The sequence below is a fragment of the Enterococcus sp. DIV0774 genome, assembly GCF_050539095.1.
GTDB lineage: Bacteria > Bacillota > Bacilli > Lactobacillales > Enterococcaceae > Enterococcus > Enterococcus faecalis.
Genome location: NZ_CP172923.1, coordinates 551,771 through 573,121, shown reverse-complemented (window position 1 = coordinate 573,121; position 21,351 = coordinate 551,771). Strand labels below are relative to the sequence as shown.

At 37.4% G+C, this 21,351-nt stretch carries 21 protein-coding genes and 3 other annotated features; of the genes, 12 read left to right on the top strand and 9 right to left on the bottom strand.

What is annotated here, in order from left to right; genetic code table 11:
- Positions 1 to 85 precede the first annotated feature (85 nt).
- A complete protein-coding gene (locus tag IGL86_RS02825) occupies positions 86 to 766 on the bottom strand; it encodes a YjjG family noncanonical pyrimidine nucleotidase (RefSeq protein WP_002355700.1) in 681 nt (226 codons plus the stop codon).
- On the bottom strand, positions 763 to 1,545 hold the full coding sequence (locus tag IGL86_RS02820; protein WP_010828583.1) for a 16S rRNA pseudouridine(516) synthase: 783 nt from the start codon (positions 1,543 to 1,545) through the stop codon (positions 763 to 765). Before IGL86_RS02820 ends, IGL86_RS02825 begins: the two co-directional genes overlap by 4 nt.
- A gap of 330 nt (positions 1,546 to 1,875) precedes the next feature.
- Here IGL86_RS02820 and IGL86_RS02815 point away from each other — a divergent pair, with 330 nt between their 5' ends.
- Both IGL86_RS02815 and IGL86_RS02810 read left to right on the top strand, forming a co-directional pair.
- Positions 1,876 to 2,481, top strand: a complete 606-nt coding sequence (locus tag IGL86_RS02815) for a 50S ribosomal protein L25/general stress protein Ctc (RefSeq protein WP_002420095.1) — start codon at positions 1,876 to 1,878, stop codon at positions 2,479 to 2,481.
- Between the two features lie 251 nt (positions 2,482 to 2,732).
- Positions 2,733 to 3,056: a DUF960 domain-containing protein gene (locus IGL86_RS02810; RefSeq protein WP_002355697.1), complete on the top strand. Its 324-nt coding sequence runs from the start codon at positions 2,733 to 2,735 to the stop codon at positions 3,054 to 3,056.
- 65 nt (positions 3,057 to 3,121) lie between these two features.
- Here IGL86_RS02810 and IGL86_RS02805 read toward each other — a convergent pair whose 3' ends face one another.
- Both IGL86_RS02805 and IGL86_RS02800 read right to left on the bottom strand, forming a co-directional pair.
- The gene (locus IGL86_RS02805; RefSeq protein WP_002355684.1) at positions 3,122 to 3,370 is read right to left on the bottom strand and encodes a GlsB/YeaQ/YmgE family stress response membrane protein; all 249 of its coding nucleotides are present in this window, start codon (positions 3,368 to 3,370) and stop codon (positions 3,122 to 3,124) included.
- Positions 3,371 to 3,476: 106 nt separating this feature from the next.
- Positions 3,477 to 5,108 carry a peptide ABC transporter substrate-binding protein gene (locus IGL86_RS02800; RefSeq protein WP_016630940.1) on the bottom strand — a complete coding sequence of 544 codons (1,632 nt, stop codon included), beginning with the start codon at positions 5,106 to 5,108 and terminating at the stop codon, positions 3,477 to 3,479.
- A gap of 147 nt (positions 5,109 to 5,255) precedes the next feature.
- Positions 5,256 to 5,488, top strand: a binding site (T-box leader).
- Positions 5,489 to 5,642: 154 nt separating this feature from the next.
- Positions 5,643 to 5,885 (top strand) — a binding site (T-box leader).
- A 53-nt stretch (positions 5,886 to 5,938) separates the two neighbouring features.
- Here IGL86_RS02800 and IGL86_RS02795 point away from each other — a divergent pair.
- The 5 genes from IGL86_RS02795 (at position 5,939) to IGL86_RS02775 (ending at position 9,015) form a co-directional block, all read left to right on the top strand.
- On the top strand, positions 5,939 to 6,583 hold the full coding sequence (locus IGL86_RS02795) for an amino acid ABC transporter permease (RefSeq protein ID WP_002383057.1): 645 nt from the start codon (positions 5,939 to 5,941) through the stop codon (positions 6,581 to 6,583).
- Between the two features lie 12 nt (positions 6,584 to 6,595).
- A complete protein-coding gene (locus IGL86_RS02790; protein ID WP_002355681.1) occupies positions 6,596 to 7,231 on the top strand; it encodes an amino acid ABC transporter ATP-binding protein in 636 nt (211 codons plus the stop codon).
- 10 nt (positions 7,232 to 7,241) lie between these two features.
- Entirely contained in the window at positions 7,242 to 8,075 is an 834-nt protein-coding gene (locus IGL86_RS02785) for an amino acid ABC transporter substrate-binding protein (RefSeq protein ID WP_161633956.1), read from the top strand.
- A gap of 175 nt (positions 8,076 to 8,250) precedes the next feature.
- Positions 8,251 to 8,694 (top strand): hypothetical protein, encoded by a 444-nt coding sequence (locus IGL86_RS02780; RefSeq protein ID WP_002355676.1) that lies wholly within the window; start codon positions 8,251 to 8,253, stop codon positions 8,692 to 8,694.
- A gap of 96 nt (positions 8,695 to 8,790) precedes the next feature.
- Positions 8,791 to 9,015 (top strand): DUF3955 domain-containing protein, encoded by a 225-nt coding sequence (locus tag IGL86_RS02775; protein ID WP_002383054.1) that lies wholly within the window; start codon positions 8,791 to 8,793, stop codon positions 9,013 to 9,015.
- 54 nt (positions 9,016 to 9,069) lie between these two features.
- Here the strand turns inward: IGL86_RS02775 and leuS are convergent, their stop codons facing one another.
- Together leuS and IGL86_RS02765 are read right to left on the bottom strand one after the other, a co-directional pair.
- On the bottom strand, positions 9,070 to 11,484 hold the full coding sequence (gene leuS / locus IGL86_RS02770; RefSeq protein WP_002364766.1) for a leucine--tRNA ligase: 2,415 nt from the start codon (positions 11,482 to 11,484) through the stop codon (positions 9,070 to 9,072).
- A 120-nt stretch (positions 11,485 to 11,604) separates the two neighbouring features.
- Positions 11,605 to 11,837: a binding site (T-box leader), on the bottom strand.
- Between the two features lie 50 nt (positions 11,838 to 11,887).
- Positions 11,888 to 14,101 carry an autolysin gene (locus IGL86_RS02765; RefSeq protein WP_430605639.1) on the bottom strand — a complete coding sequence of 738 codons (2,214 nt, stop codon included), beginning with the start codon at positions 14,099 to 14,101 and terminating at the stop codon, positions 11,888 to 11,890.
- 316 nt (positions 14,102 to 14,417) lie between these two features.
- Between IGL86_RS02765 and IGL86_RS02760 the strand changes: the two genes are divergently transcribed.
- The 5 genes from IGL86_RS02760 to IGL86_RS02740 all read left to right on the top strand — a co-directional run bounded on the left by IGL86_RS02760 (position 14,418) and on the right by IGL86_RS02740 (position 18,466).
- Complete coding sequence (locus IGL86_RS02760; RefSeq protein ID WP_080280143.1) at positions 14,418 to 15,077, top strand: DUF1700 domain-containing protein; 660 nt, start codon at positions 14,418 to 14,420, stop codon at positions 15,075 to 15,077.
- Positions 15,077 to 16,102 (top strand): DUF4097 family beta strand repeat-containing protein, encoded by a 1,026-nt coding sequence (locus IGL86_RS02755; RefSeq protein ID WP_033625934.1) that lies wholly within the window; start codon positions 15,077 to 15,079, stop codon positions 16,100 to 16,102. Before IGL86_RS02760 ends, IGL86_RS02755 begins: the two co-directional genes overlap by 1 nt.
- Before the next feature lie 166 nt (positions 16,103 to 16,268).
- Positions 16,269 to 16,919, top strand: a complete 651-nt coding sequence (locus tag IGL86_RS02750; RefSeq protein WP_002355669.1) for a phosphatase PAP2 family protein — start codon at positions 16,269 to 16,271, stop codon at positions 16,917 to 16,919.
- Between the two features lie 15 nt (positions 16,920 to 16,934).
- The gene (locus IGL86_RS02745; protein WP_002355668.1) at positions 16,935 to 17,903 is read left to right on the top strand and encodes a TIGR01212 family radical SAM protein; all 969 of its coding nucleotides are present in this window, start codon (positions 16,935 to 16,937) and stop codon (positions 17,901 to 17,903) included.
- Positions 17,903 to 18,466, top strand: a complete 564-nt coding sequence (locus tag IGL86_RS02740) for a class I SAM-dependent methyltransferase (RefSeq protein ID WP_002368069.1) — start codon at positions 17,903 to 17,905, stop codon at positions 18,464 to 18,466. The genes IGL86_RS02745 and IGL86_RS02740 overlap by 1 nt, the downstream gene beginning before the upstream one ends.
- Positions 18,467 to 18,523: 57 nt before the next feature.
- Here IGL86_RS02740 and IGL86_RS02735 read toward each other — a convergent pair whose 3' ends face one another.
- From IGL86_RS02735 to IGL86_RS02725, 3 genes are all read right to left on the bottom strand, one after another.
- Positions 18,524 to 19,192, bottom strand: a complete 669-nt coding sequence (locus IGL86_RS02735) for an ABC transporter ATP-binding protein (RefSeq protein ID WP_002363221.1) — start codon at positions 19,190 to 19,192, stop codon at positions 18,524 to 18,526.
- A 4-nt stretch (positions 19,193 to 19,196) separates the two neighbouring features.
- A complete protein-coding gene (locus IGL86_RS02730; RefSeq protein WP_010707811.1) occupies positions 19,197 to 20,276 on the bottom strand; it encodes an ABC transporter permease in 1,080 nt (359 codons plus the stop codon).
- A gap of 138 nt (positions 20,277 to 20,414) precedes the next feature.
- Positions 20,415 to 21,020 carry a TetR/AcrR family transcriptional regulator gene (locus IGL86_RS02725; protein ID WP_002355664.1) on the bottom strand — a complete coding sequence of 202 codons (606 nt, stop codon included), beginning with the start codon at positions 21,018 to 21,020 and terminating at the stop codon, positions 20,415 to 20,417.
- Positions 21,021 to 21,351 lie beyond the last annotated feature (331 nt).

Below are 21,351 nucleotides of genomic sequence, written 5' to 3'. Positions count from 1 at the left end.
CCGAAGGAGTTGGTTCTGTTCCCGCCGTTTATCAGTTTTTGAGCGTGGAGCAAAAATCCAAAGTGATTTTTGTCCCACGCTCTTTTTAATGCCCAAGAATTGGTAACAACTCATCTAGCTGTTGAATCGTATAATTGGGTTGAATGGTTGGTGTTGCTGGAGCGGAGGTCGGATTGAGCCAAACAGTTTGAATTTTCGCTTGTTGGCCTCCTTGAATATCTGAATGCAAAGAATCGCCAATAATCATTGTTTTTTCTCGACTAAAATTAGGAATCCGTTCAAAAACAAAATCAAAATACTCTTTCATCGGTTTTTGATAACCCACTTCTTCTGAAACAAAAATATCTTTAAAATAAGGCATTAATTTCGAATCTTCCAACCGACGATACTGTGTTTTTGCCACTCCGTTTGTCACAATATATAAATCATAATGGGGTGCTAATTTTTCCAAGATACGTTGACTATTGCCAAGCAAGTCATGTCCTTGACTTAAATATTCTCGGTAGTTTTCTCCCATTTTAACGCTATCAACTTCTCGATTAAACGCGTCAAACAATAAACCAAACCGTGTATCAAGGAGAACATCTTTTGTTATTTTTCCTTCTTCAAATGAACGCCATAATCCTTGATTAATTCGGTGGTATGTTGACTCGACTTCAGATGTAAATGGTACATTTTCTTCTTCAAATAAGGCATGGAGCGCCTTCTTTTCAGCCAATTTAAAATCTAACAATGTATCATCAACATCAAAAAGCAATGTTTTCATTTCCGTTCCTCTTCTCTTTTCAAATTACTCGGTAACGCTTTGCTTGTTTGTTGTTTTTCAATAAAAAAATAAGGCAATAGCAATTGTAACTCTTCTCTTGTTAATGAACGATAAGCACCTAAAGGTAATTGCGAATCTAGCCGCAACGGCCCCATAGTTTGGCGTTTTAAAGCAGTCACTTTTTTCCCCACAGATAAAAACATTTTTTTCACTTGGTGAAATTTTCCTTCTTGAATAGTCAGGAAAACATGACTCTCCGTTTCAGTCGCTGCAAGAACAGTTATTTTTGCTGGCTTACATTGAATGCCTCCTTGCAAAACAATCCCATCTTTAAATTTAGCACAATCTTCTGCAGAGACCAAACCATTGACTTTCACTTCATAACATTTCGCTACTTCTTTATTTGGCCGAATTAATTGATACCCTAATTGTCCATTATCTGTTAATAGAAGTAACCCTTCCGTATCGCCATCGAGTCTGCCCACTGGATAAAGACCAGGGCGTCTGTCTTGTGGCGCAATCAAATCAATGACTGTTTTTTTAGATGCATCTGAAACAGCGCTAACCACACCTTTTGGCTTATTCAACATATAGTACACATGTGTCTTATGCGAAATTAATTGTCCTTTTACTTTAATCATTTGTAATTGTGCATCGACGTTTTGGCTTTCATTTAATGTCACGATGCCATCCACAGTGACCTGCTTGCCTCTGATTATTCGTTTCACCGTTTTGCGTGATCCAAACTGAAGTTCTTCTAGTAATTTATCTAATCGCATTGTTCCGCTCCATTCTGGTATTAGTATAGTGGAATCCGTTAAAGATGAAAAGTAGAAAAAGGTAATTCCTTGACGTATAAAAATATAAGTGTTACGGTTAATAAGTAAAGTAAATAAAGGTTTCTCAAAAACAGCGTAATGACCTGGGAGAGAACAACGATAACAATGAACCATTCCCATGAGTGTTGCCTGGCAATATTTGTGGGGATTTTTTGATTATTGTTAGCATTTTTCTAGACAAGAACAACTGAAAAAAGAGTTTCTTTTTTCCATTATGTTTTGTTTCTGAGTTTAACCAAATCACTCATTATTTCAAGGAGGAATTAGGTTATGTCAGTACAATTAGAAGTTAAAGAAAGAGCTATCCGTCCACGTTCACTAAGAAATCAGCTACGTCACGAAGGGAAAGTACCTGCCATTGTTTACGGTTACCAAATTGAAAGTACACCAATCTATTTTGAAGAAAAAGACTTATCAAAAATTTTACGCGAACATGGTGCTAACACCGTTATTAAAATGACAGTTGATGGCAAAAACATCAACACATTAATGTCGAAAGCACAATTAGATACCTTTACTGGTCAAATGCTTCATGTTGAATTCTTATCTGTAAATATGAAAGAAACAACAGAAGTCGAAGCAGAAGTTCAATTAATTGGTGAATCTGCAGGTGTGAAAGCTGGGGGTACCTTAGCTCAAAACTTGTACACTGTTTTAGTGGCAGCCACACCAGATAAATTGCCAGAATCAATTGAAGTAGATATTACAAACTTAGAAATTGGTGATGCTCTTACAATCGCTGATTTACCTGAACACAAAGACTATGAAATTTTAACTGATCCAGAAGAACAACTAGTTGCTATTGTTGAAGCACAAACTGCTCCTGAAGAAGAAGGAACAGCTGCTGAAACGACTGAACCAGAATTAGCCGAATAAAGAAAACACTTTTGTTCAGCTGATTCTCTTAAGTTTTAGAAATGGGACGTACGTTGAAACAACGTACGTCCCATTTTCTTTTTACTGCATGTCTTGATTTCTTTATATAAATGATGACACCTGCAAAGCTAGGAAGCTACAGAGGAATATTAAATTTTTGCTAATCTACGCAATATTTTCAAACGAAACAATTTCTTTTTTTAAAATTTGCAGTATACTAAAAGTAAGTAAACAAAAAGGAGGTCATCCATATGTTTGAACGTTTTGATAGTGACCGTAGCCGCTATGCTTCATTAGGTGTTGTTTCCAGCTTACCTAGTGGCTTAATTGATAGTATTTGGTTGATTATTGACTTAAATCTAAAAGGGGTTATCCCTTTAAACGACTTACTTCACTTTGATTTGTTGAACAATAATGGCAAAGTGACTGTCCATTTTTCTCAAGAAAATAGTTCAGTAGAAATGGCCATCGACTTACCATTTAGTTATTCTACGGCATATCCGTCGCGAATTTTTGCTTTTGATGATGGCCATCGTGAAACGATTTTATTACCTGCAGAAATGTTAGAATCTTAAATAATTTCAACAAACAAAAATACCACCGAATGAAACACTCGGTGGTATTTTTTAATTTTAAAATTTTACGCCTTGCGGTTTACAATAAAAGAGTAAATAGCGATACAGATAATCGCTCCTAGCAACGCTGAGATAATTGGAAACCCGCCGATGACTGGTCCTAAAGAAGGCAACAAGAGTGATGCTACCCAACTTCCTAAAAAGCCCACGATAATATTTCCAATAATGCCACCTGGCACGTCTTTTCCTAAAATTGCGCCAGCAATTGCGCCAATAATTCCTCCGACAATTAATGCCCATAGAAAGCTAAACATTTGAAAAACCTACCTTTCATAGTTGATTTTTTTAGTTAATTTTCCTACTTTAAGGATAAAACAGAAAGCAGACTTTTTCAAAAGATAGGACTTTTCAGAAGTCAATTTATTCTTCTACATAAGCTAAACGATAGGATACTGTGCGACCAAAAGAAAATACTTGCAAACCTTGTAAGCGATCTGATTTCAAGTAGCCAATGGCTCCTTGGAATAGTGGTAAAACACCAGCATCTTTTTCAATTAATGTTTTTTCTAAACTTAGTAATTCATTCCAGCGTTTTTCAGGTTCATTGGCGTAATCTTTTCTAACTTTTTGGAGACCCGCATCATACGCTGAATCGTTATAACCAGAAGTATTTAAGCCACTTTTTGAGTCATAAAATTCTAAAAAATTAATGGGATCAGCATAGTCAGGTGTCCATGTTCCAAAGGCTAAATCGTAATTACCTGCTGTTTGTAAATCCAAACGATTTTGCAAAGGCAGTGATTTTAATTTGATTGTTAAACCTGGTAAATTTTGTTGCAATTGCCCTTGAACAAATTCAATGGTTTTCTTGGCAATCGCTGAGTCCGCTGAGATTAGTTCCAATTCAATTTTATCTTTGCCCAACTCTTCTTTCGCTTTGTTCCAGTTAGCTTGGGCTTCTTTAATATTATATGGCAATAAATCACCATTTTCTTTGCGGAAATCTTCACCTGTATCTGGATTTTTTGCAAAATTAGCTGGTACAAAACCATTTAAAGCTGTCGAGCCATCTCCTAAAATTTCTTTTGCAAAAGTTTCTTTGTCAATCGCTTGTAAAAAAGCTTTTCGAACATGTTCATTGCCGGTAATTTCACGGCGATGATTGGGACTTAAATAACCTACCATAGCTTTAGGTACAAAATGCGCTTGTTTTGACTCTTTATACTGAAGTGCATAAGTATCTGCTAAAACAGTGTAATCTAAGTCGCCATTATCAAAAAGATTGGCTCCTGTGCCAATTTCTTTCACTACTTGAACATCAATTTCATTCAATTTTACGTGTTCTTTATCCCAATAATGATTATTCTTCTTCAATTTCCAAGTTTCGGAATTGCCATCCCAGCCTGAAATTACAAACGGCCCATTGCCAACAAAATTATCTGCAGAAGTCCCATAGGCAGTACCTTTTTCTTTGGCAAAGGCTTCATTTTTAGGCATAAAAGGTGTTCCAACTAAGACTTGGGCTAAATAAGGAATTGGATTTTCCAATGTTAGTTCTAGTGTCTGGTCATCGATTGCTTTGACACCAAATTCTTCCATCGTGGCTTGTCCTTCCCGCACCGCACGCCCATTTTTAAAAATATCCATTTGATTACTGCTACTTGAACCATACGCTGGATCGACCACGTTTCTAAACGCAACTACAAAATCCCCTGCTTTAACTGGATCCCCGTTTGTCCATTTTGCTTCTCGTAACTTGAATGTATAGACTAACCCGTCTTCACTAACTTGTGGCTCTGCTTTCGCCATAGCTAGCTCAGGATCTCCGTTTTTATCTTGTCGATACAAGCCTTCAACTACTTGACCAATCATATCGGAACTATAGACATCTGTATAATGAGCGCTGTCTAATGTCGAGAGTTCACCACCAGATGCGACGTTAATTTTCTGTGTAGATGCTTCATTCGAGGTCGTTTTCGAACCGCCACTTCCACATGCTGCTAAAACCAAGCCCAGTGCAACAAGTCCGATTAACCACTTTTTCTGTTTCATACCAAAACTCCTCCTTCTGTTCAAACAACTTACCTACATTTTACATGATTTTCCATACATTTGTCCTTTTTCAGCACTTACTTTTTGAAAGAAAAATATTTTTTTAAGAATAAGAGTTGACAGATATTTTTTCTGGTGGTAAAGTATTGAAAAACAGAGAACAGAAGAGTAACTGTTTCCTTTAGTGAAGAGAGTCTTTGGTTGGTGGAAAAAGACGTAAAGAAACAGCGAACCACATCTGGGAGTTGACTTTTTGAACCCTTAGTAGGAAAGTCCGGGACCACTCGTTAGCAGGCGAAGTTATGAACTTCATAAGGTTCGTGTTGCGAAACACGAATAAACTAAGGTGGAACCACGATAATTGATTATTCGTCCTTTGGCTAGTCAGCCAAAGGACTTTTTTGTTTTTTAGATGCGCTTTTCAATCTGAGAGAGTGCCTCAACTGCTCAAGTCTGTTGTCCTCTTTTCCATATGCTTAATGGGATACGCTAGAAAAGCAACAGGTTTTCTGTTCCGTTCGAACAATTTCATACTTACAATCAAGGCTTAGGACATAGTAATTTAGCTCTTCCTTTACAGAGACTTTTTCATTGGCTGAAAGAAAAAGATGGATTCTTCTTTACTCACACCTAAAAGATGTTTTTCTGAATCCTTTAGTAAGAAAAACCGGTGACTCTATCGTTAACAGAGAGTAGTTGTCAACGCAACTACATAAGGCTTATCTTGTGAAAGATAAGTAAATTGAGGTGGCACCACGAATGCGATTCGTCCTCTTGGCTCACAGCCAAGAGGCTTTTTTGTTTTTTAATAAAAATTGTTGGAGGAAAAAATGATGGATTATATTTTAGAAATTTTACCTGCTTTAGTTAGCGGAGCTGGCATGACACTGAAAGTCTTTTTCTTTACGCTCCTTGGCTCGATTCCACTGGGGATTATCATTGCCTTTATTTTACAAAGTTCGTTTAAACCTTTACGTTACTTAATTAACCTCTACATTTGGTTAATGCGCGGCACTCCGCTATTGTTACAATTAATTTTTGTTTTTTACGGCTTACCATTAATTGGTATTGTCTTTGAACGTTACGATGCGGCCTTATTCGCATTTATTTTAAATTATGCTGCGTACTTTGCTGAAATTTTCCGCGGGGGAATTCAAGCAATTCCCCAAGGTCAATATGAAGCTGCTAAGGTTTTACGTTTAACACGTTTTCAAACAGTCACCCGGATTATTTTGCCACAAGTTGTTAAAATCGTGCTGCCTTCCGTAGGAAATGAAATTATCAATTTGGTCAAGGATACTTCTCTTATTTATGTTCTTGGCTTAGGCGATCTTTTACGTGCTGGTAAAATTGCGATGAGCCGCGATGTTACATTAGTGCCATTAGCTTTAGTGGGAGTGATTTATTTACTCTTTACGGCAATTTTGACTGTTGCTTCTAAGAAAATTGAAAAATTCTATCAATATTATAAATAGGAGGACTCTACCATGTTAACTATTAAAAATTTAACCAAACATTTTGATAACCGGACCATCATTGATCACTTAAATTTAGAAATTCCAGAGGGTAAAATTTTAACGATTGTTGGTCCTTCAGGCGGCGGAAAAACCACTTTACTTCGTTGTTTAGCTGGTTTAGAAACCATTGATTCTGGTGAGCTTTTGTTGGATGGTGTTCCTTTCAATCCTGCTGAAATGGACAATGCCGATCAAGTGGTTGGGGTCGTTTTCCAGGACTTCCAACTTTTCCCTCACTTATCAGTTTTAGAAAACATTACCTTAGCACCTACATTAGTACTAAAAGAAGAAAAAGCAAAAAGTCAGCAAGAAGCTTTAGAATTACTGGAAAAATTGGGCTTGGCTGGTAAAGAAAAACTCTATCCGTACCAACTTTCCGGTGGACAAAAACAACGAGTTGCACTTGCTCGTGCCTTAGCAATGAAGCCAAAAGTTCTTGGGTACGATGAACCAACGAGCGCGCTAGATCCAGCTTTACGCCAACAAGTGGAAGAAGTTATTTTAGATTTACGGAAACAAGGCATGACACAGATTGTCGTGACCCACGATATGGCTTTCGCTGAAAAAATTGCAGACAATCTTTTGACGGTTGCCCCCGTCCAATAGAAAGGAGTTTATGATGAAAAAGAAATATTCTTTAGCCTTGCTGGTTATCTGTTGTAGTTTACTCCTATTTGCAGGTTGTGGTAAAAGAAAAAGCAACGAAGATCAATGGACACGGATTAACGAAGAAAAACGGATTATTATTGGCTTAGATGACTCCTTTGTGCCCATGGGTTTTCAAGATAAATCAGGCAACATTGTCGGCTTTGATGTCGACTTAGCCAAAGCGGTTTTTAAACTTTATGGCATTTCCGTTGACTTCCAACCGATTGATTGGTCTATGAAAGAAACAGAATTACAAAATCAAACCATTGATCTTATTTGGAACGGCTACACTAAAACGAGCGAGCGGGCTGAAAAAGTTCAATTCACACAACCCTACATGACGAACGACCAAGTACTTGTTTCTTTAAAAGAAAAAAACATTGCAACAGCGAGCGACATGCAAGGCAAAATTTTAGGGGTTCAAAATGGCTCTTCTGGCTATGATGGCTTCGAAAGTCAGCCTGACGTTTTGAAAAAATTTGTTAAAGACCAAACGCCTATTTTATATGACGGGTTTAATGAAGCTTTCTTAGATTTAAAATCTGGCCGAATTGATGGGCTCCTAATTGATCGCGTCTACGCCAACTACTATCTTTCCCACGAAGATAATTTAAAAAACTATACTATTTCTCATGTCGGCTATGACAATGAAGATTTTGCTGTGGGCGTCCGCCAATCAGACAATCAATTAGTCCAAAAAATCAATACTGCCTTTGAAACGTTACGAAAAGATGGCACCCTTAGTAAAATTTCTCAAAAATGGTTTGGAGAGGACGTTACAAATAACACAAAAATAAACTAAATAACGAATAAAAAGGTGTACTGCTGACTTAGTACACCTTTTTATTTGAATCAAATTCTTAGCAAATTCTAACTTATGAAGAACTTTTATTTTTGCTACACTAGTAAAAGTCGAGAGAATTTGTCCTTTTCTGCCTAGAACAATCATTACTCTCAATAAATGAAAGGAGAAAAAAATGCCTACTAATAAAAAAGAAGGAATGCTTTTTACTACGTTAATGTGCTTTCTGATGGTTTTCGGAATGAGCACCTATAATTTATTATTGCATGGAGAATTTTCATTGTACGCCTTATCAAAAGGTTTGCTTCCTGGATTTATCGTTGCTTTTATTTTAGACGTTTTCATCGTTGGTGTCTTAGCTAAGAAAATCGCTTTTTCTTTACCCTTTAATAAAGAAAAACGGCTATTACTTATTCTGACCATTTCGAGTCTCATGATTATCGGCATGGTGACTTGTATGTCTTTATTTGGCTTATTAATGGAAGGCCAGACATTGTCACTAAGTGCGTATTTCCAAGCTTGGGGCCTGAACTTTATTGTTGCCCTTCCTTATCAATTGCTGATTGTCGGTCCCTTTTCACGTATGATCTTAACCAATTACCAACAACGACAAACTTAGAAAATAGATTTCTTATCTAAGTTTTAACAGTTGCCTAAAAAAAAGTTAACCTTTTTGATTTATCTTAGTGATAGTTCATTAAAGGAGGAACTGAAGTTGAAAAAATATCGTATTAGCTTATTTCTTGGCTTGATTAGTCTTTTATTATTTATGATCTCTATTTTAGTTGGATCAACATTATCTAGCGATGGACTTTTAAAAGAACCCGCCTTTTTCTGTACGCCGCTCGGTTACTTTTTTCTCTTCATCGCCTTGCTTTCGGTTATAACAATCACATGTAAAGAACATATGAATCAAAAAGGTAAAACAAAACAACCTTAAAAAGAGCCTGACGTTTTGATACGTCCGGCTCTTTTTTTAATAAAAACATATAACTTAATTTGCAACAATATTTACTAATTTATCTGGAACAGCAATCACTTTGCGCACTGTTTTTCCTTCAATAAATTCTTTAACAGCTTCATGGTTCATTGCAATTTGTTCTAATTCTTCTTTGCTTAACCCACGAGCGACATTTTGTTTGCCACGTAATTTTCCGTTCACTTGGAAAACTACTTCCACTTCATCTTCTACTAAGGCTGCTTCATCATAGGTTGGCCAAGGGACATAAGTTAAACTTTCCTCGTTACCTAAAATTTGCCATAGTTCTTCACCAATATGTGGCGCGATTGGCGCAAGTAATTGGACAAATCCTTCCACATATTCATAAGGTAAGGCATCCACTTTATTGGCTTCATTCACAAAAACCATTAATTGAGAAATCGCTGTATTAAAGTGCAAGTTTGCCATATCTTCTGTCACTTTTTTAACCGTTTGGTGATAAACTTTCGTTAAACGGCCATCATTAATTGTGGTAATTCGGTCACGCATTTTGCCTTCTTCATCAACAATCAGACGCCAAACGCGATCTAAGAATTTACGACTTCCTTCTAAGCCATTTTCATTCCAAGCAATGGAAGCATCTAATGGGCCCATGAACATTTCATAAAGACGTAACGTATCCGCACCATATTTAGCCACCACATCATCGGGATTTACAACATTGCCACGTGATTTAGACATTTTTTCGTTGTTTTCTCCTAAAATCATACCTTGGTTGTATAATTTTTGGAAAGGTTCTTTGGTAGGAACCACACCAATATCATATAAGAATTTATGCCAAAAACGAGCATAAAGTAAATGCAGCACCGCATGTTCGGCACCACCAATATAGATATCAACTGGTAACCAACGTTTTAATTTTTCAAAATCAGCAATTTCATTTTTATTATGAGGATCAATGAATCGTAAGTAATACCAAGAGCTTCCAGCCCATTGTGGCATAGTATTCGTTTCACGTTTTCCCTTCATGCCAGTTTCAGGGTCGACGACATTGACCCATTCATCAATGTTTGCTAATGGCGATTCCCCAGTTCCACTTGGGCGAATATCCGATGTTACTGGTAAACGTAGAGGTAACTCAGATTCAGGAACCGTTGTGGTTGTTCCATCTTCCCAATGGATCACAGGAATTGGTTCACCCCAGTAGCGTTGACGAGAGAATAACCAGTCACGTAAACGATAAGATACTTCTTTTTTCCCTACGTGATTTTCTTCTAGCCACTCATTCATTTTAGCGATGGCTTCTGCTTTGTTTAATCCATTTAAGAAATCAGAATTGATATGCGGTCCATCCCCTGTATAGGCTTCTGTTGTAATGTCGCCACCTGCGATTACTGGTAGGATATCAATGCCAAATGTTTTCGCAAATTCGTAATCCCGTTCATCATGCGCTGGGACCGCCATGATTGCGCCTGTGCCATAGCTTGCTAAAACATAATCGCCAATCCAAATTGGAATTTCTTGGCCATTAACTGGATTTATCGCATACGCACCTGTGAAAACACCTGTTTTTTCTTTTGCTAAATCCGTTCTATTTAAATCAGATTTTTTTGAGGTTTCTTCAATATATGCTTCTACAGCTGCTGTTTGTTCAGGTGTCGTAATTTTTTTCACTAGTTCTAGTTCAGGAGCTAGAACAGTATAGGTTGCACCAAACAAGGTATCAGGACGGGTTGTAAACACCGTGAAACTTTCTTCTGTGCCAGCGACTTTAAAGGTCACATTGGCTCCTTCAGAACGTCCAATCCAATTTCGTTGCATATCTTTAATACTTTCTGGCCAATCAACAAGCTCTAAATCTTCTAATAAGCGATCTGCATAAGCAGTAATTTTCAGCATCCATTGACGCATTGGTCGGCGAACCACATCATAACCGCCACGTTCACTTTTTCCATCAATGACTTCTTCATTTGAAATAACAGTTCCTAGTTCAGGTACCCAGTTAACCGCAACTTCTGCTTCATAAGCTAACCCTTTTTCATATAATTTTGTAAATATCCATTGTGTCCATTTATAATATTCGGGATCAGTGGTATTAATTTCGCGATTCCAATCATAGCTGAATCCTAATGAATTAATTTGGCGACGGAATGTTTCGATATTTTTCTTAGTAAATTCAGCTGGGTCATTTCCTGTATCTAACGCATATTGCTCTGCTGGCAAACCAAACGCATCCCAGCCCATTGGATGCAACACATTATAGCCTTGCGCACGTTTCATACGTGAAAGAATATCGGTTGCTGTATAGCCTTCCGGGTGACCTACGTGTAAGCCTTGTCCAGATGGATAGGGAAACATATCTAGTGCATAAAATTTTTCTTTATTTGGGTCGTCCAATGTATTGAAACAATTGTTCTTAGCCCAATATTTTTGCCATTTTTTCTCAATCTCTTTGTGATTGTAGCTCATGTTATTCCTCCTAGTAATATAAAATTTTTCATTCTTAAAATTTGCCACCTGCAGCCATTGTCACTATTCTGACTTAAACTAGCCACTTAGTGATAAAAAAAAGTCCTATAGGAAAAATTCCTATAGGACGTGAACATACAAATGCAACGTGGTACCACCTAAATTCGTCAAAGAAACGGTCAGTCACCGTCACCTTAACCTCAAACGTCTTAACGATCGTCACCGACTTTTCCTACTTGGTTTGTTCAAAAAAGTAACTTAAAGGCGAGTTCAAAAGCTTCTGTACGTATTTCCACCAGCCATACGCTCTCTATCACATGGTTCTTTCTACTATTCCTTCTCATTGTTTTTTTCTATTATAAGACTCATGTTACCAAAGATAGCTATTTTTTTCAATCTTAAATTAACCAACTTTTAAAGTTTGACCAATATAAATTGTATCCCCGCTTAAGCCATTTAATTGTTTGATTTTTTGGATGCTGATTCCGTATTGCATTGATAAGCCCCAAAGTGAATCACCGCTTTTAACTGTATGGCGTTTGCCTGATGCACTATTTGTTGAAGAAGCATTGCCACCTGCAGAAGCGCCTTTTTTCACGATGATTGTTTGACCAGCAAAAATTAAATCGCCTTTGATCCCGTTCCATGAACGTAGATTAGCAACACTCACGCCAAACTGTGCAGAAATTTTATTCAGCGTATCACCTGATTTAATCGTGTAGGATGTTGTCGCACCGCCACCATTATTCGTAGGCTTGTTCGTATTAGTTGAACCTGAGTTGGCGCCTTTTTTCACGATAATCTTTTGACCAGCAAAAATCAAACTACCGCTGATGTTATTCCAGGCTTGTAAGTTAGCCACACTAACACCGAATTGTGCAGAAATTTTGTTCAAGGTATCGCCTGATTTAATCGTGTAGTACGTATTCGTTCCTGATTGATTATTGTTAGAACTACCGTTGCTTGAGCCACCGGTGTTACCTGAAGTACCTTTTTTCACAATAATTTTTTGACCAGCGAAGATTAAATCGCCAGAAATGCCATTCCATGAGCGTAAATTAGCAACACTCACGCCATATTGGGCGGCAATTTTGTTCAAGGTATCGCCTGATTTAATTGTGTAATACGTATTCGTTCCTGATTGATTATTGTTAGAACCACCATTGCTTGAGCCGCCGGTGTTACCTGAAGTACCTTTTTTCACAATAATTTTTTGACCAGCGAAGATTAAATCGCCAGAGATGCCGTTCCATGAACGTAAATTAGCAACGCTCACACCATATTGCGCGGCAATTTTGTTCAAGGTATCGCCTGATTTAATTGTGTAATACGTATTCGTTCCTGATTGATTATTGTTAGAACCACCGCTGCCTGAGCCACCAGTGTTACCTGAAGCACCTTTTTTCACGATGAGCTTTTGACCAACGAAAATTAAATCGCCAGAGATGCCATTCCATGAGCGTAAATTAGCAACGCTCACGCCATATTGCGCGGCAATTTTATTCAAGGTATCCCCTGATTTTACAGTATAGTACGTGTTCGTTCCTGATTGATTGTTCGAGCCGCCTGTTCCTGGATTAACTGTTCCGCCCCCAGTATTTCCACCAGAAGATGGTGTATCATATTGAGTTAAGTTATATGCGGTAATGACATTATTTAATTTAGCATTGTAGCTAGGATCTGTCGCATAACGACCTGTTAACCAAGCAGTTGCATCGCGGTACGAACTTGTATTGCTTTTCCAAGCCCCAGCATAATAGTAAACGCCCGCTTGGAAAGAAGTTGTTTTTAGCACGTGCGCATTATCTTGGAATGATTCCATGTAAGAAGGATATTTACGGAAAGGTTCTTTTTTCACTAACCATTTGCCGTTTAAATATTCCCATGTATCCATATAGACAGATTGTCCATTGTAGCTGCCTTTAATCCCAAATAAGTTATAGTTTGGTGCCTTAGATAACGTACTTGCCCCCCAACCACTTTCAACGATTGCTTGAGCCATCATCACTGATGCATATAAATCATTGGCTTGCGCAATAGGTTGTGCACAACGAGCTAACTCGGCAATAAATTCTGAAGGACTTTGCGTCGGTGATAATGCTGAAAAAGTTTGCGCAGAAGCTACTCTAGCTTCTGGTACTTTTACTTCATCATCGGGTGTAACCGCAGGCGCTGCTTCAGACTCGGTTGTTGAAGGAGCTACTGGCGTGATTTCTGCTACTGAAGAATCAGTCGTTCCTGATTCCACAGGTATAGTTGAATCAACTGTTGGTTGCTCGGTACTTGGTGTTGTTGGTGTTTCTTTTGATGATTCAGTTGTCGATTCAGTCGTTGTTGACGAATCCGTTGTCGGTTGTTCCGTAGTTCCTGGCGTAGTTTCTGTGGTTGGTGTCTCTACTAAGCCAGTTTCCGTAGTAGGTGCTTGGGCAACTTCCGCATTTGTTGGCTGCTCTTCTGTTGCCTCAGCAGTCACTGGTAGTAACGCAACGGGCGTTCCTACAGATGAAACAATTAACGCCGAGCTGAATAAAGTAGTGCTCTTCTTCCATTGTACTGGCGTTTTCTTTCTTTGTTGTGCTTTCCTTCTTTCGATACGTGACATTGATTCTTTCTTCATTGATACGTCCCCAACTTTCCTTTTTTAACTTATATGTAAATGTAATTTTTTAGTTTTGTTATTATAACAAGTATACCTTTTTTTCTGGCGAATTAAAAACACTTCAACAAAATTTCATATTACTGTAACTAGATTGTAAAGAAGTAATGTTTTTTAACATGGATTTCCTCTCTTGTTACTACTCGGAAAAAAACTGCGACTTTAGTTGTAGACGCTTCTTTACCTTAGTCTGATTTTTTTAATTCCTCTTGTTATTCGCTCAAAAAGAAATTATAGTTTAAGATGAGAAATGAATCGTGTAGAAAGAGGGAGCGGAATGAATAAAGAACATTTTATTATTGAGCTGAAAATTTATTTAAAAGCATTAAATCCAAAAGATCAAGCTATTATTCTTGCGAAATACAAGGCGTTATTTGATGCTCGTGTTGCGGAAGGCGAAACAGAAGAACAAGTGGCAAAATCATTGGGGAAACCACGGGTTATCGCAGAAGAAATTTTAAAAGAACAAGGCATTGAATTGACGGAACGAAAAATTGAAAATAATGGCTGGCAAGAAATTCCAGCGGCTACACCTGCTTATGATCATCCCTATGAAGAAGAATCTGAATTTTACTATGATAATGATTCTCCATACTATCAACGACCACAGCATCGGCCGCTAACCCGATTTTTCCAAGTGCTTGGTATTTTCTGTTTAAATTTTTTCTTCATGTTTTGGGTTATTTTAGCGATTGCCTTAATGTACGTCGGTTGTGGCATTGCCGGAGCTGCAACTTTATTTTCACCAATTTATGGTATTTATAGTGTTATTACCCAGGCAAATGCCGCTTCCTTTTTCCAATTATCTATGAGTCTCTTTTTATTTGGTGCATCAATCATTGGTTGGTTACTGTTTCTACCAATTTTAAAATTTTCAGCACATGTCTTTAAGCGTTATTTCCAATGGAACATTGCTGTTTTACGAGGTGATATCTAATGAAAAAAACAACAGGGATTCTCTTATCCATTGCTGTCTTAGCGATGCTAATTGGTGGATCTGGCGCCGTCTATTATTACAAGCAAGCGGAAAAATCAGTCACACCGCTAAAAGAAAGTTATACACTAAAAAATAAACAAGCAGGCGAAGAACTTCACTTATCCTTAAAAGGCAAAGGCCCTTATACCATTTATAAAACTGATAGTAACAACATGGGATTACGATCACCGAATAATGCCTTTTATTCAAAAGCTGAAGGCACCTTAGATGTCAAAGAAGAAAAAAATAAAATAACAGCAACCATCAATACCACTCGTACACAAAACCAACCCGAATTGTCATTCTTTAATATTGGTATTTTTAGTGACTTCACACCGAACGTGAGTGTCCAGATTCCTAATAATGTGAAAAAGTTAGTGATTGATGGCTCAACCCATTCACAAGTTTCATTGAATGCTTTTAACGTAGACGAATTAACAACTAATCTACCAAATTCTTATGTTAGTCTATCGGGCGTTAAAGCCAAAAAAATGACGCTTAACTCTTCAGATGGTATCTACCTTTCAGCGGATACTTCCGCTAAAACAGCAACAGTTGAAACCACTGGCGGCGATATAACGTTGGATTCAGCCTATTTCGATGAAATCAAAAATACGACTACTTCTGGTGATATTCGAGTGCAAAATGCTCGTGGAAACATCCAAGCAACAACGACAGATGGCGATATTAGCGTCTATGATTTCAAAGGAGAAGCTAACTTTTCAAGTGAAAATGGTGATTTTTCTTTAGACATGCCTGCTGTGCCTAAAAAATTAACTGTCGCTCTTGTCCATGGAGATATTTATGTAAATTCTGGAGAAATTTTGCGTAACATTTCAATCAAAGGGGAATCAAAATTAGGCGATGTTCAACTTTTAAACAAAGAGCGAACATCTTATAAGAATGGTCGTGCGAATACAGAGTTTAACCTTTCTAGCGAATTCGGCGATATTACCGTTGATACTCCTGACGACGATAATCAATAAACATGGCCATTAAAAAAAGTTCTGGCAGCACAATCTCTCATTGTGGTGCCAGAACTTTTTTAATATCTGTATCCCCTCCAATCAGGCAATGAAATTATCTTTTAATTTTTTACCCTTTTGATGGTATAATACGGATTGTTGCGATTAAATTTTGAAAGGATTTTTTATGAAAAACAAACTTTATTATCAATTTGCAGGTAGTTGTTTTCTTTTAGTATTTATGTTTTTAGGCTATGTTGTTCGTTTTTATCCAACCTGGCTCAAAGGCTTTGATCAAACGATTACTTCTTTTGTTCGTCGTCCTTTTCCACAGCTAAATAACTTTTTTATTTGGTACACCAAATTTGCCAATTCATTGACGATTATCATCTTAGCGATCGTTGTCATTGCTCTATTTATTGTTTGGAAATATTATGCTGAAGCATTATGGCTCTTTATTAATACTGCCTTAATTGCTGGCGTAGGTAATTCTTTATTAAAATTATTCTTTATGCGCCAACGTCCTACTTTGGAGCATTTAGTAACTGAACATACGTATAGTTTTCCTAGCGGACATGCTGTAGGAAGTACCTTGTTCTACGGCACTATTTTATTGATTCTGCCAATTTTCATTAAAAATAAAACGGTCCGCCTTTGTGTGCAAATTTTACTAGGTATTGGGATTTTCATGATTGGGGTTAGTCGAATCTATTTAGGTGTCCATTTCCCTAGCGATATATTAGGTGGTTTTTGTCTTGGTTTAGCTTGGTTGTTATTAAGTTACCCTATTTATTTAGAAAAACGCTTTGTTTGGCGATTTCAAAGCAAACAACGCTAGAAAGAAGTCTTGATTATGCAAATTTTTCCTTATTCAGATGATCCAAATAAACGCTATCACACTTGGAACTATGCACTTCGTCAACAGTTTGGTGAAAAGATTTTTAAAGTGCCAATTGATGGTGGCTTTGATTGCCCCAATCGTGATGGGACGGTTGCCAAAGGTGGTTGTACGTTCTGTAGTGTTTCTGGCTCAGGCGACATGATTGTTGCACCTAGCGATCCCCTGCCGCTTCAATTTCAAAAAGAAATCCAATTGATGCATCAAAAATGGCCAACTGTCGATCAATACATTGTTTACTTCCAAAATTTCACCAATACACATGCGCCAGTTGACGTTATTCGTCATCGGTTTGAACAAGTAGTCAATGAAAAAGGCGTCGTTGGTTTATCCATTGGTACCCGTCCTGATTGTTTGCCTGATGAGGTGGTGAACTATTTAGCTGAATTAAACGAACGCTTTTATTTATGGGTAGAGTTGGGTTTGCAAACCACGTTTGAGGAAACTAGCGCTGCCATTAATCGTGCTCATGATTATCAAACATATCTAGATGGTGTGGCTAAATTACGGAAACACGGGATTCGGGTCTGTACACATTTAATTAACGGGCTACCTGGGGAAACACCTGCCATGATGCGCGAAAATGTGCGGCGAACTATTCAGGATTCAGATATCCAAGGGATTAAACTGCACTTACTTCATTTAATGACAAATACCAAAATGATGCGGGATTATAATGAAGGACGCTTACAATTGATGAGTAAAGAAGCCTATGTTTCAGTGATTTGTGATCAGTTAGAAATGATTCCACCCGAAATTGTTATTCATCGCTTGACAGGCGATGCTCCCTTTGAAACAATTATCGGACCGATGTGGAGCTTGAAAAAATGGGAAGTCCTCAATGCGATTGATGCGGAAATGAAACGCCGCAACAGTTATCAAGGAAAATATACTGTCATTTCAGGAAAGGAAGTTTTCAATTAATGCTACAAACAGCCCTACATTTTAGTCACCAACTTTTAAAAGAAGTGGTGGAACCTGGCGACTTCGTCATTGATGCAACAATGGGAAATGGTCATGATACAGCATTCTTAGCAGAGCTGGTTGGCCCTTCTGGTGAAGTTTTCGCCTTTGATATCCAAAAAGAAGCGTTGATCAATACAGAACAAAAGTTAACAGAACTTAATTTACTCCCACAAACTACGTTATTTCCATTAGGACATGAACATCTTCATGCTGTCCTAGATGAAGAAACAGAAATCACTGCCGCTATTTTTAACTTAGGCTATTTACCTAAAAGTAATAAGGAAATTATTACAAAACCCACTACGACTAAACAGGCGTTAGATGGGTTACTGCCTCATTTGGTAAAAGGAAGTCGCATTATTTTAGTCGTTTATTATGGCCACGAAGGTGGTTCAGAGGAACTTGATTTGGTCACGAATTACACGCAAGCCTTACCACAAGATGTTTACAGTGTCTTACGTTATGAGTTTATTAATCAAAAAAATCAGCCACCTGTTCTTTTCTGTATTGAAAAGAAATAAGAGAACATGATCGGATTGTCTCTAGCAATCCGATCATGTTCTCTTTTATTTGTTTTGTTACTCTGTCAATTCACCATCACGAATACGAACCACTCGATCACAGTATTTCAACAAACGCTCATCATGTGTCACCATGATAATCCCTTTATCTTTCTCTTTGGCCTCTTTCGCTAGTAATTGGACAACATCAAATGCCTTTTCTGTATCTAAACTAGCCGTTGGTTCATCTGCCAAAATTACGTCTGGCTCATGATACAATGCACACGCAATGGCTACCCGTTGTCTTTCCCCACCAGAGAGATCACGAGGATAACTATTTCGTAATTCTTTTAACCCCAACGTCTCTAACAATTGCTCTTTTAATTCACTATTTTTACGTGACTTATCAACTTTTTCAATTAAGTGAAATTGATCTTCCACTGTTAAAAATGGCACCAAATTAGAGCTTTGTAAAATAAAGCCGATTTTTTGAAAACGTTGCGCCAAACGTTGCTTTTTCGTTAACTTATTTAGTGATTGCCCGCCAACAATGACTTCACCACTTGTCGGTGCCTGTAAGCCAGCTGCAATCGTTAAAAAGGTACTTTTACCAGAACCAGAAGGACCAATTACTGCGACAAATTCACCTGGCTGAACCGCAAAAGATAATTCTTTTAACGCGATCACTTCTGTATGTTTTTCACCATATTTTTTATAAATATTTTTCATTTCTAAAACATTTGCCATGTCTCTAACCTCCAATCGCGATTAACGGATCAATTTTAGCAATCGTTCGAATTGAAAATGCCCCGCCAATTAATGCAGATAAAATCAATAGTACACTAAACAAAATCATGCGTGGTCCATTAGTTGCATAAGGCATCGCTTCTGGTAAAAAGAGCACGGTAATTCCCGTTAAAGCAAGACCAATCGCCACTCCTAGAACAGCCAATAAAGCGGTTTGTAGCATGACTGCCTTTGCTAAGAAACTAGTCGGCACCCCTTGAACTTTTAAGACACCGAACATTGCTGTTTTCTGTAAAGTCATCACAAAGATAAAAATACCGATAATGAACGCTGCAATCACAATCAAGAAATAAATCATGCCATCCAAGGTCAAGTTTTGAGCGCTGTATCCTGGCAGTTTTTCAATAAAATCTGAAATTGAAAGAACTTGGCTGTCTTTATTAGTCGTTTTAACTTCCGCGTTGTCCTTGCTGCGAACAATGAAACCATTAACCATTTTGGCCATTGCTGGATTGTCACCATATTTAATTGACCGCCAAGTATCCAGAGAAGTGTAAATAACCGGCACAATGTTATAGCTACTTTTAGAAATAAAGCCGGCAATTTCTAATTGCTCATCATATTTCCCTGCAGTTAATTTGTCGCCAATTTTAAATCCTTGATTTTTCAATGTTTCTGAAGCAATCACTTGATTTTTATCAGTAAATGCGTTTCCTTCAATCACTTTTGGCATTAAAAAACTTTCTTTTTCAATCCCAAATAAGCTAACATTCGTTAATTCAGCCTTTTTGTCATCTGCTGGGCGGATAGCTAACGACTGTTGACCAATCGGTGCAATTTTGCCTCCTGAAATCGTTTCTTTCACGTTTTCATCTAACACTGATACATTTAAATTACTATTGGCCTCTTTTGATAAAACCACTTGATTCGCTTGCCATTGATCTACCGCTAAACGATTTCCTTGAGCTAAACCGTTCGCTAAACCTGACAAAATAAAAATTAACCAAGCAATCAAGACCATTACTAAGACTACAAGGACGTACCGTCCTTTTGAATACTTCATTTCATTAAATCCTAAAAACATGAATGGTTCACCTCTTTCTTCTTTTCGAAATAAACTATATCACTTATCAATCGATAAATCAATAATTATTTATCGATTGATAAGTGAATTTTACAAAAAAATAGAGAAGTCTGTTTTTCAACAGGGCTTCTCTATTTTTTATTTGTGACTTTTCAAAACGCCATGTAGCATAAATTGAATAAATTTTTTGACATCGTCATCCACTGTTTTTCGCTGGTACGTTTTTTCAATACTTAATAATGCACTAACGTTATATAAAATAAACCGAGTTGCATCATCTACACTGATGCCCTCTTGTAAGCAATTGGTTTCAGGTTCACTTTCAAAAATAGCCGCAATATTATTGATATAGGTTTTTTTGAAAATTTGATACAGCGTACGATTGTAATCAGGGCCCATTTCTTGAAACATGTCGTTCAACATTAAGAAAAGATTGGTCGGATGTTCATCTAACAAAACTTTGATTAATTGATAAAGTTTTTCTTCTACTGATGCATTTCCAGAAACAATTGGGACTAATTCTTCCTGAACACGGGACGTTAATTCTTCAATCACAGCTAAATACAGTTCTTTTTTATTTTTAAAATGGTGATAGAGATTCGGTTGGGTAATGTTCGCTTTTAAAGCAATTTCACGAGTGGAGGTATTTTTGAACCCCTTTGTCATGAATAATTCAGAAGCGACAGACAAAATAATTTGCCGTGTACGTTCTAAATCAGCTTTGCGTTTATTTGGCTTTTCCATGGTTTTCTCGCCCCCTGCTGCTTTTTATTTTAGCATATTCTCCGGCAAGAAACGAGAGACCTTTATACAAAAAACGAAAAATATACAATCAATGTGCCTGCTATTTGGAGAAGAATCGCGCAATAATACCACCGCTGCAAATGTGTCAACCAGCCTTTTTCGCCCCCAAGATAAATCAACCACTGCATTCCAGATAAAAAACTATTAGCCAACAACCAAAAAAGTAGTGCCGATTTTATCCATCGATTCTCTCTGAATACACTCAGTACAAATAAAGTATTTAGCACCAAAAACGTGCGCCGTAATTGCCGTACATTCCTCATTTTTTCCA

What these genes read in the sequence shown, in the direction of transcription:
- IGL86_RS02825 (WP_002355700.1), bottom strand. Translation starts at nt 766, where the DNA reads ATGAAAACATTGCTTTTTGATGTTGATGATACATTGTTAGATTTTAAA.
- IGL86_RS02820 (WP_010828583.1), bottom strand. Translation starts at nt 1,545, where the DNA reads ATGCGATTAGATAAATTACTAGAAGAACTTCAGTTTGGATCACGCAAA.
- IGL86_RS02815 (WP_002420095.1), top strand. Translation starts at nt 1,876, where the DNA reads ATGTCAGTACAATTAGAAGTTAAAGAAAGAGCTATCCGTCCACGTTCA.
- IGL86_RS02810 (WP_002355697.1), top strand. Translation starts at nt 2,733, where the DNA reads ATGTTTGAACGTTTTGATAGTGACCGTAGCCGCTATGCTTCATTAGGT.
- IGL86_RS02805 (WP_002355684.1), bottom strand. Translation starts at nt 3,370, where the DNA reads ATGTTTAGCTTTCTATGGGCATTAATTGTCGGAGGAATTATTGGCGCA.
- IGL86_RS02800 (WP_016630940.1), bottom strand. Translation starts at nt 5,108, where the DNA reads ATGAAACAGAAAAAGTGGTTAATCGGACTTGTTGCACTGGGCTTGGTT.
- IGL86_RS02795 (WP_002383057.1), top strand. Translation starts at nt 5,939, where the DNA reads ATGATGGATTATATTTTAGAAATTTTACCTGCTTTAGTTAGCGGAGCT.
- IGL86_RS02790 (WP_002355681.1), top strand. Translation starts at nt 6,596, where the DNA reads ATGTTAACTATTAAAAATTTAACCAAACATTTTGATAACCGGACCATC.
- IGL86_RS02785 (WP_161633956.1), top strand. Translation starts at nt 7,242, where the DNA reads ATGATGAAAAAGAAATATTCTTTAGCCTTGCTGGTTATCTGTTGTAGT.
- IGL86_RS02780 (WP_002355676.1), top strand. Translation starts at nt 8,251, where the DNA reads ATGCCTACTAATAAAAAAGAAGGAATGCTTTTTACTACGTTAATGTGC.
- leuS (WP_002364766.1), bottom strand. Translation starts at nt 11,484, where the DNA reads ATGAGCTACAATCACAAAGAGATTGAGAAAAAATGGCAAAAATATTGG.
- IGL86_RS02765 (WP_430605639.1), bottom strand. Translation starts at nt 14,101, where the DNA reads ATGAAGAAAGAATCAATGTCACGTATCGAAAGAAGGAAAGCACAACAA.
- IGL86_RS02760 (WP_080280143.1), top strand. Translation starts at nt 14,418, where the DNA reads ATGAATAAAGAACATTTTATTATTGAGCTGAAAATTTATTTAAAAGCA.
- IGL86_RS02755 (WP_033625934.1), top strand. Translation starts at nt 15,077, where the DNA reads ATGAAAAAAACAACAGGGATTCTCTTATCCATTGCTGTCTTAGCGATG.
- IGL86_RS02750 (WP_002355669.1), top strand. Translation starts at nt 16,269, where the DNA reads ATGAAAAACAAACTTTATTATCAATTTGCAGGTAGTTGTTTTCTTTTA.
- IGL86_RS02745 (WP_002355668.1), top strand. Translation starts at nt 16,935, where the DNA reads ATGCAAATTTTTCCTTATTCAGATGATCCAAATAAACGCTATCACACT.
- IGL86_RS02740 (WP_002368069.1), top strand. Translation starts at nt 17,903, where the DNA reads ATGCTACAAACAGCCCTACATTTTAGTCACCAACTTTTAAAAGAAGTG.
- IGL86_RS02735 (WP_002363221.1), bottom strand. Translation starts at nt 19,192, where the DNA reads ATGGCAAATGTTTTAGAAATGAAAAATATTTATAAAAAATATGGTGAA.
- IGL86_RS02730 (WP_010707811.1), bottom strand. Translation starts at nt 20,276, where the DNA reads ATGTTTTTAGGATTTAATGAAATGAAGTATTCAAAAGGACGGTACGTC.
- IGL86_RS02725 (WP_002355664.1), bottom strand. Translation starts at nt 21,020, where the DNA reads ATGGAAAAGCCAAATAAACGCAAAGCTGATTTAGAACGTACACGGCAA.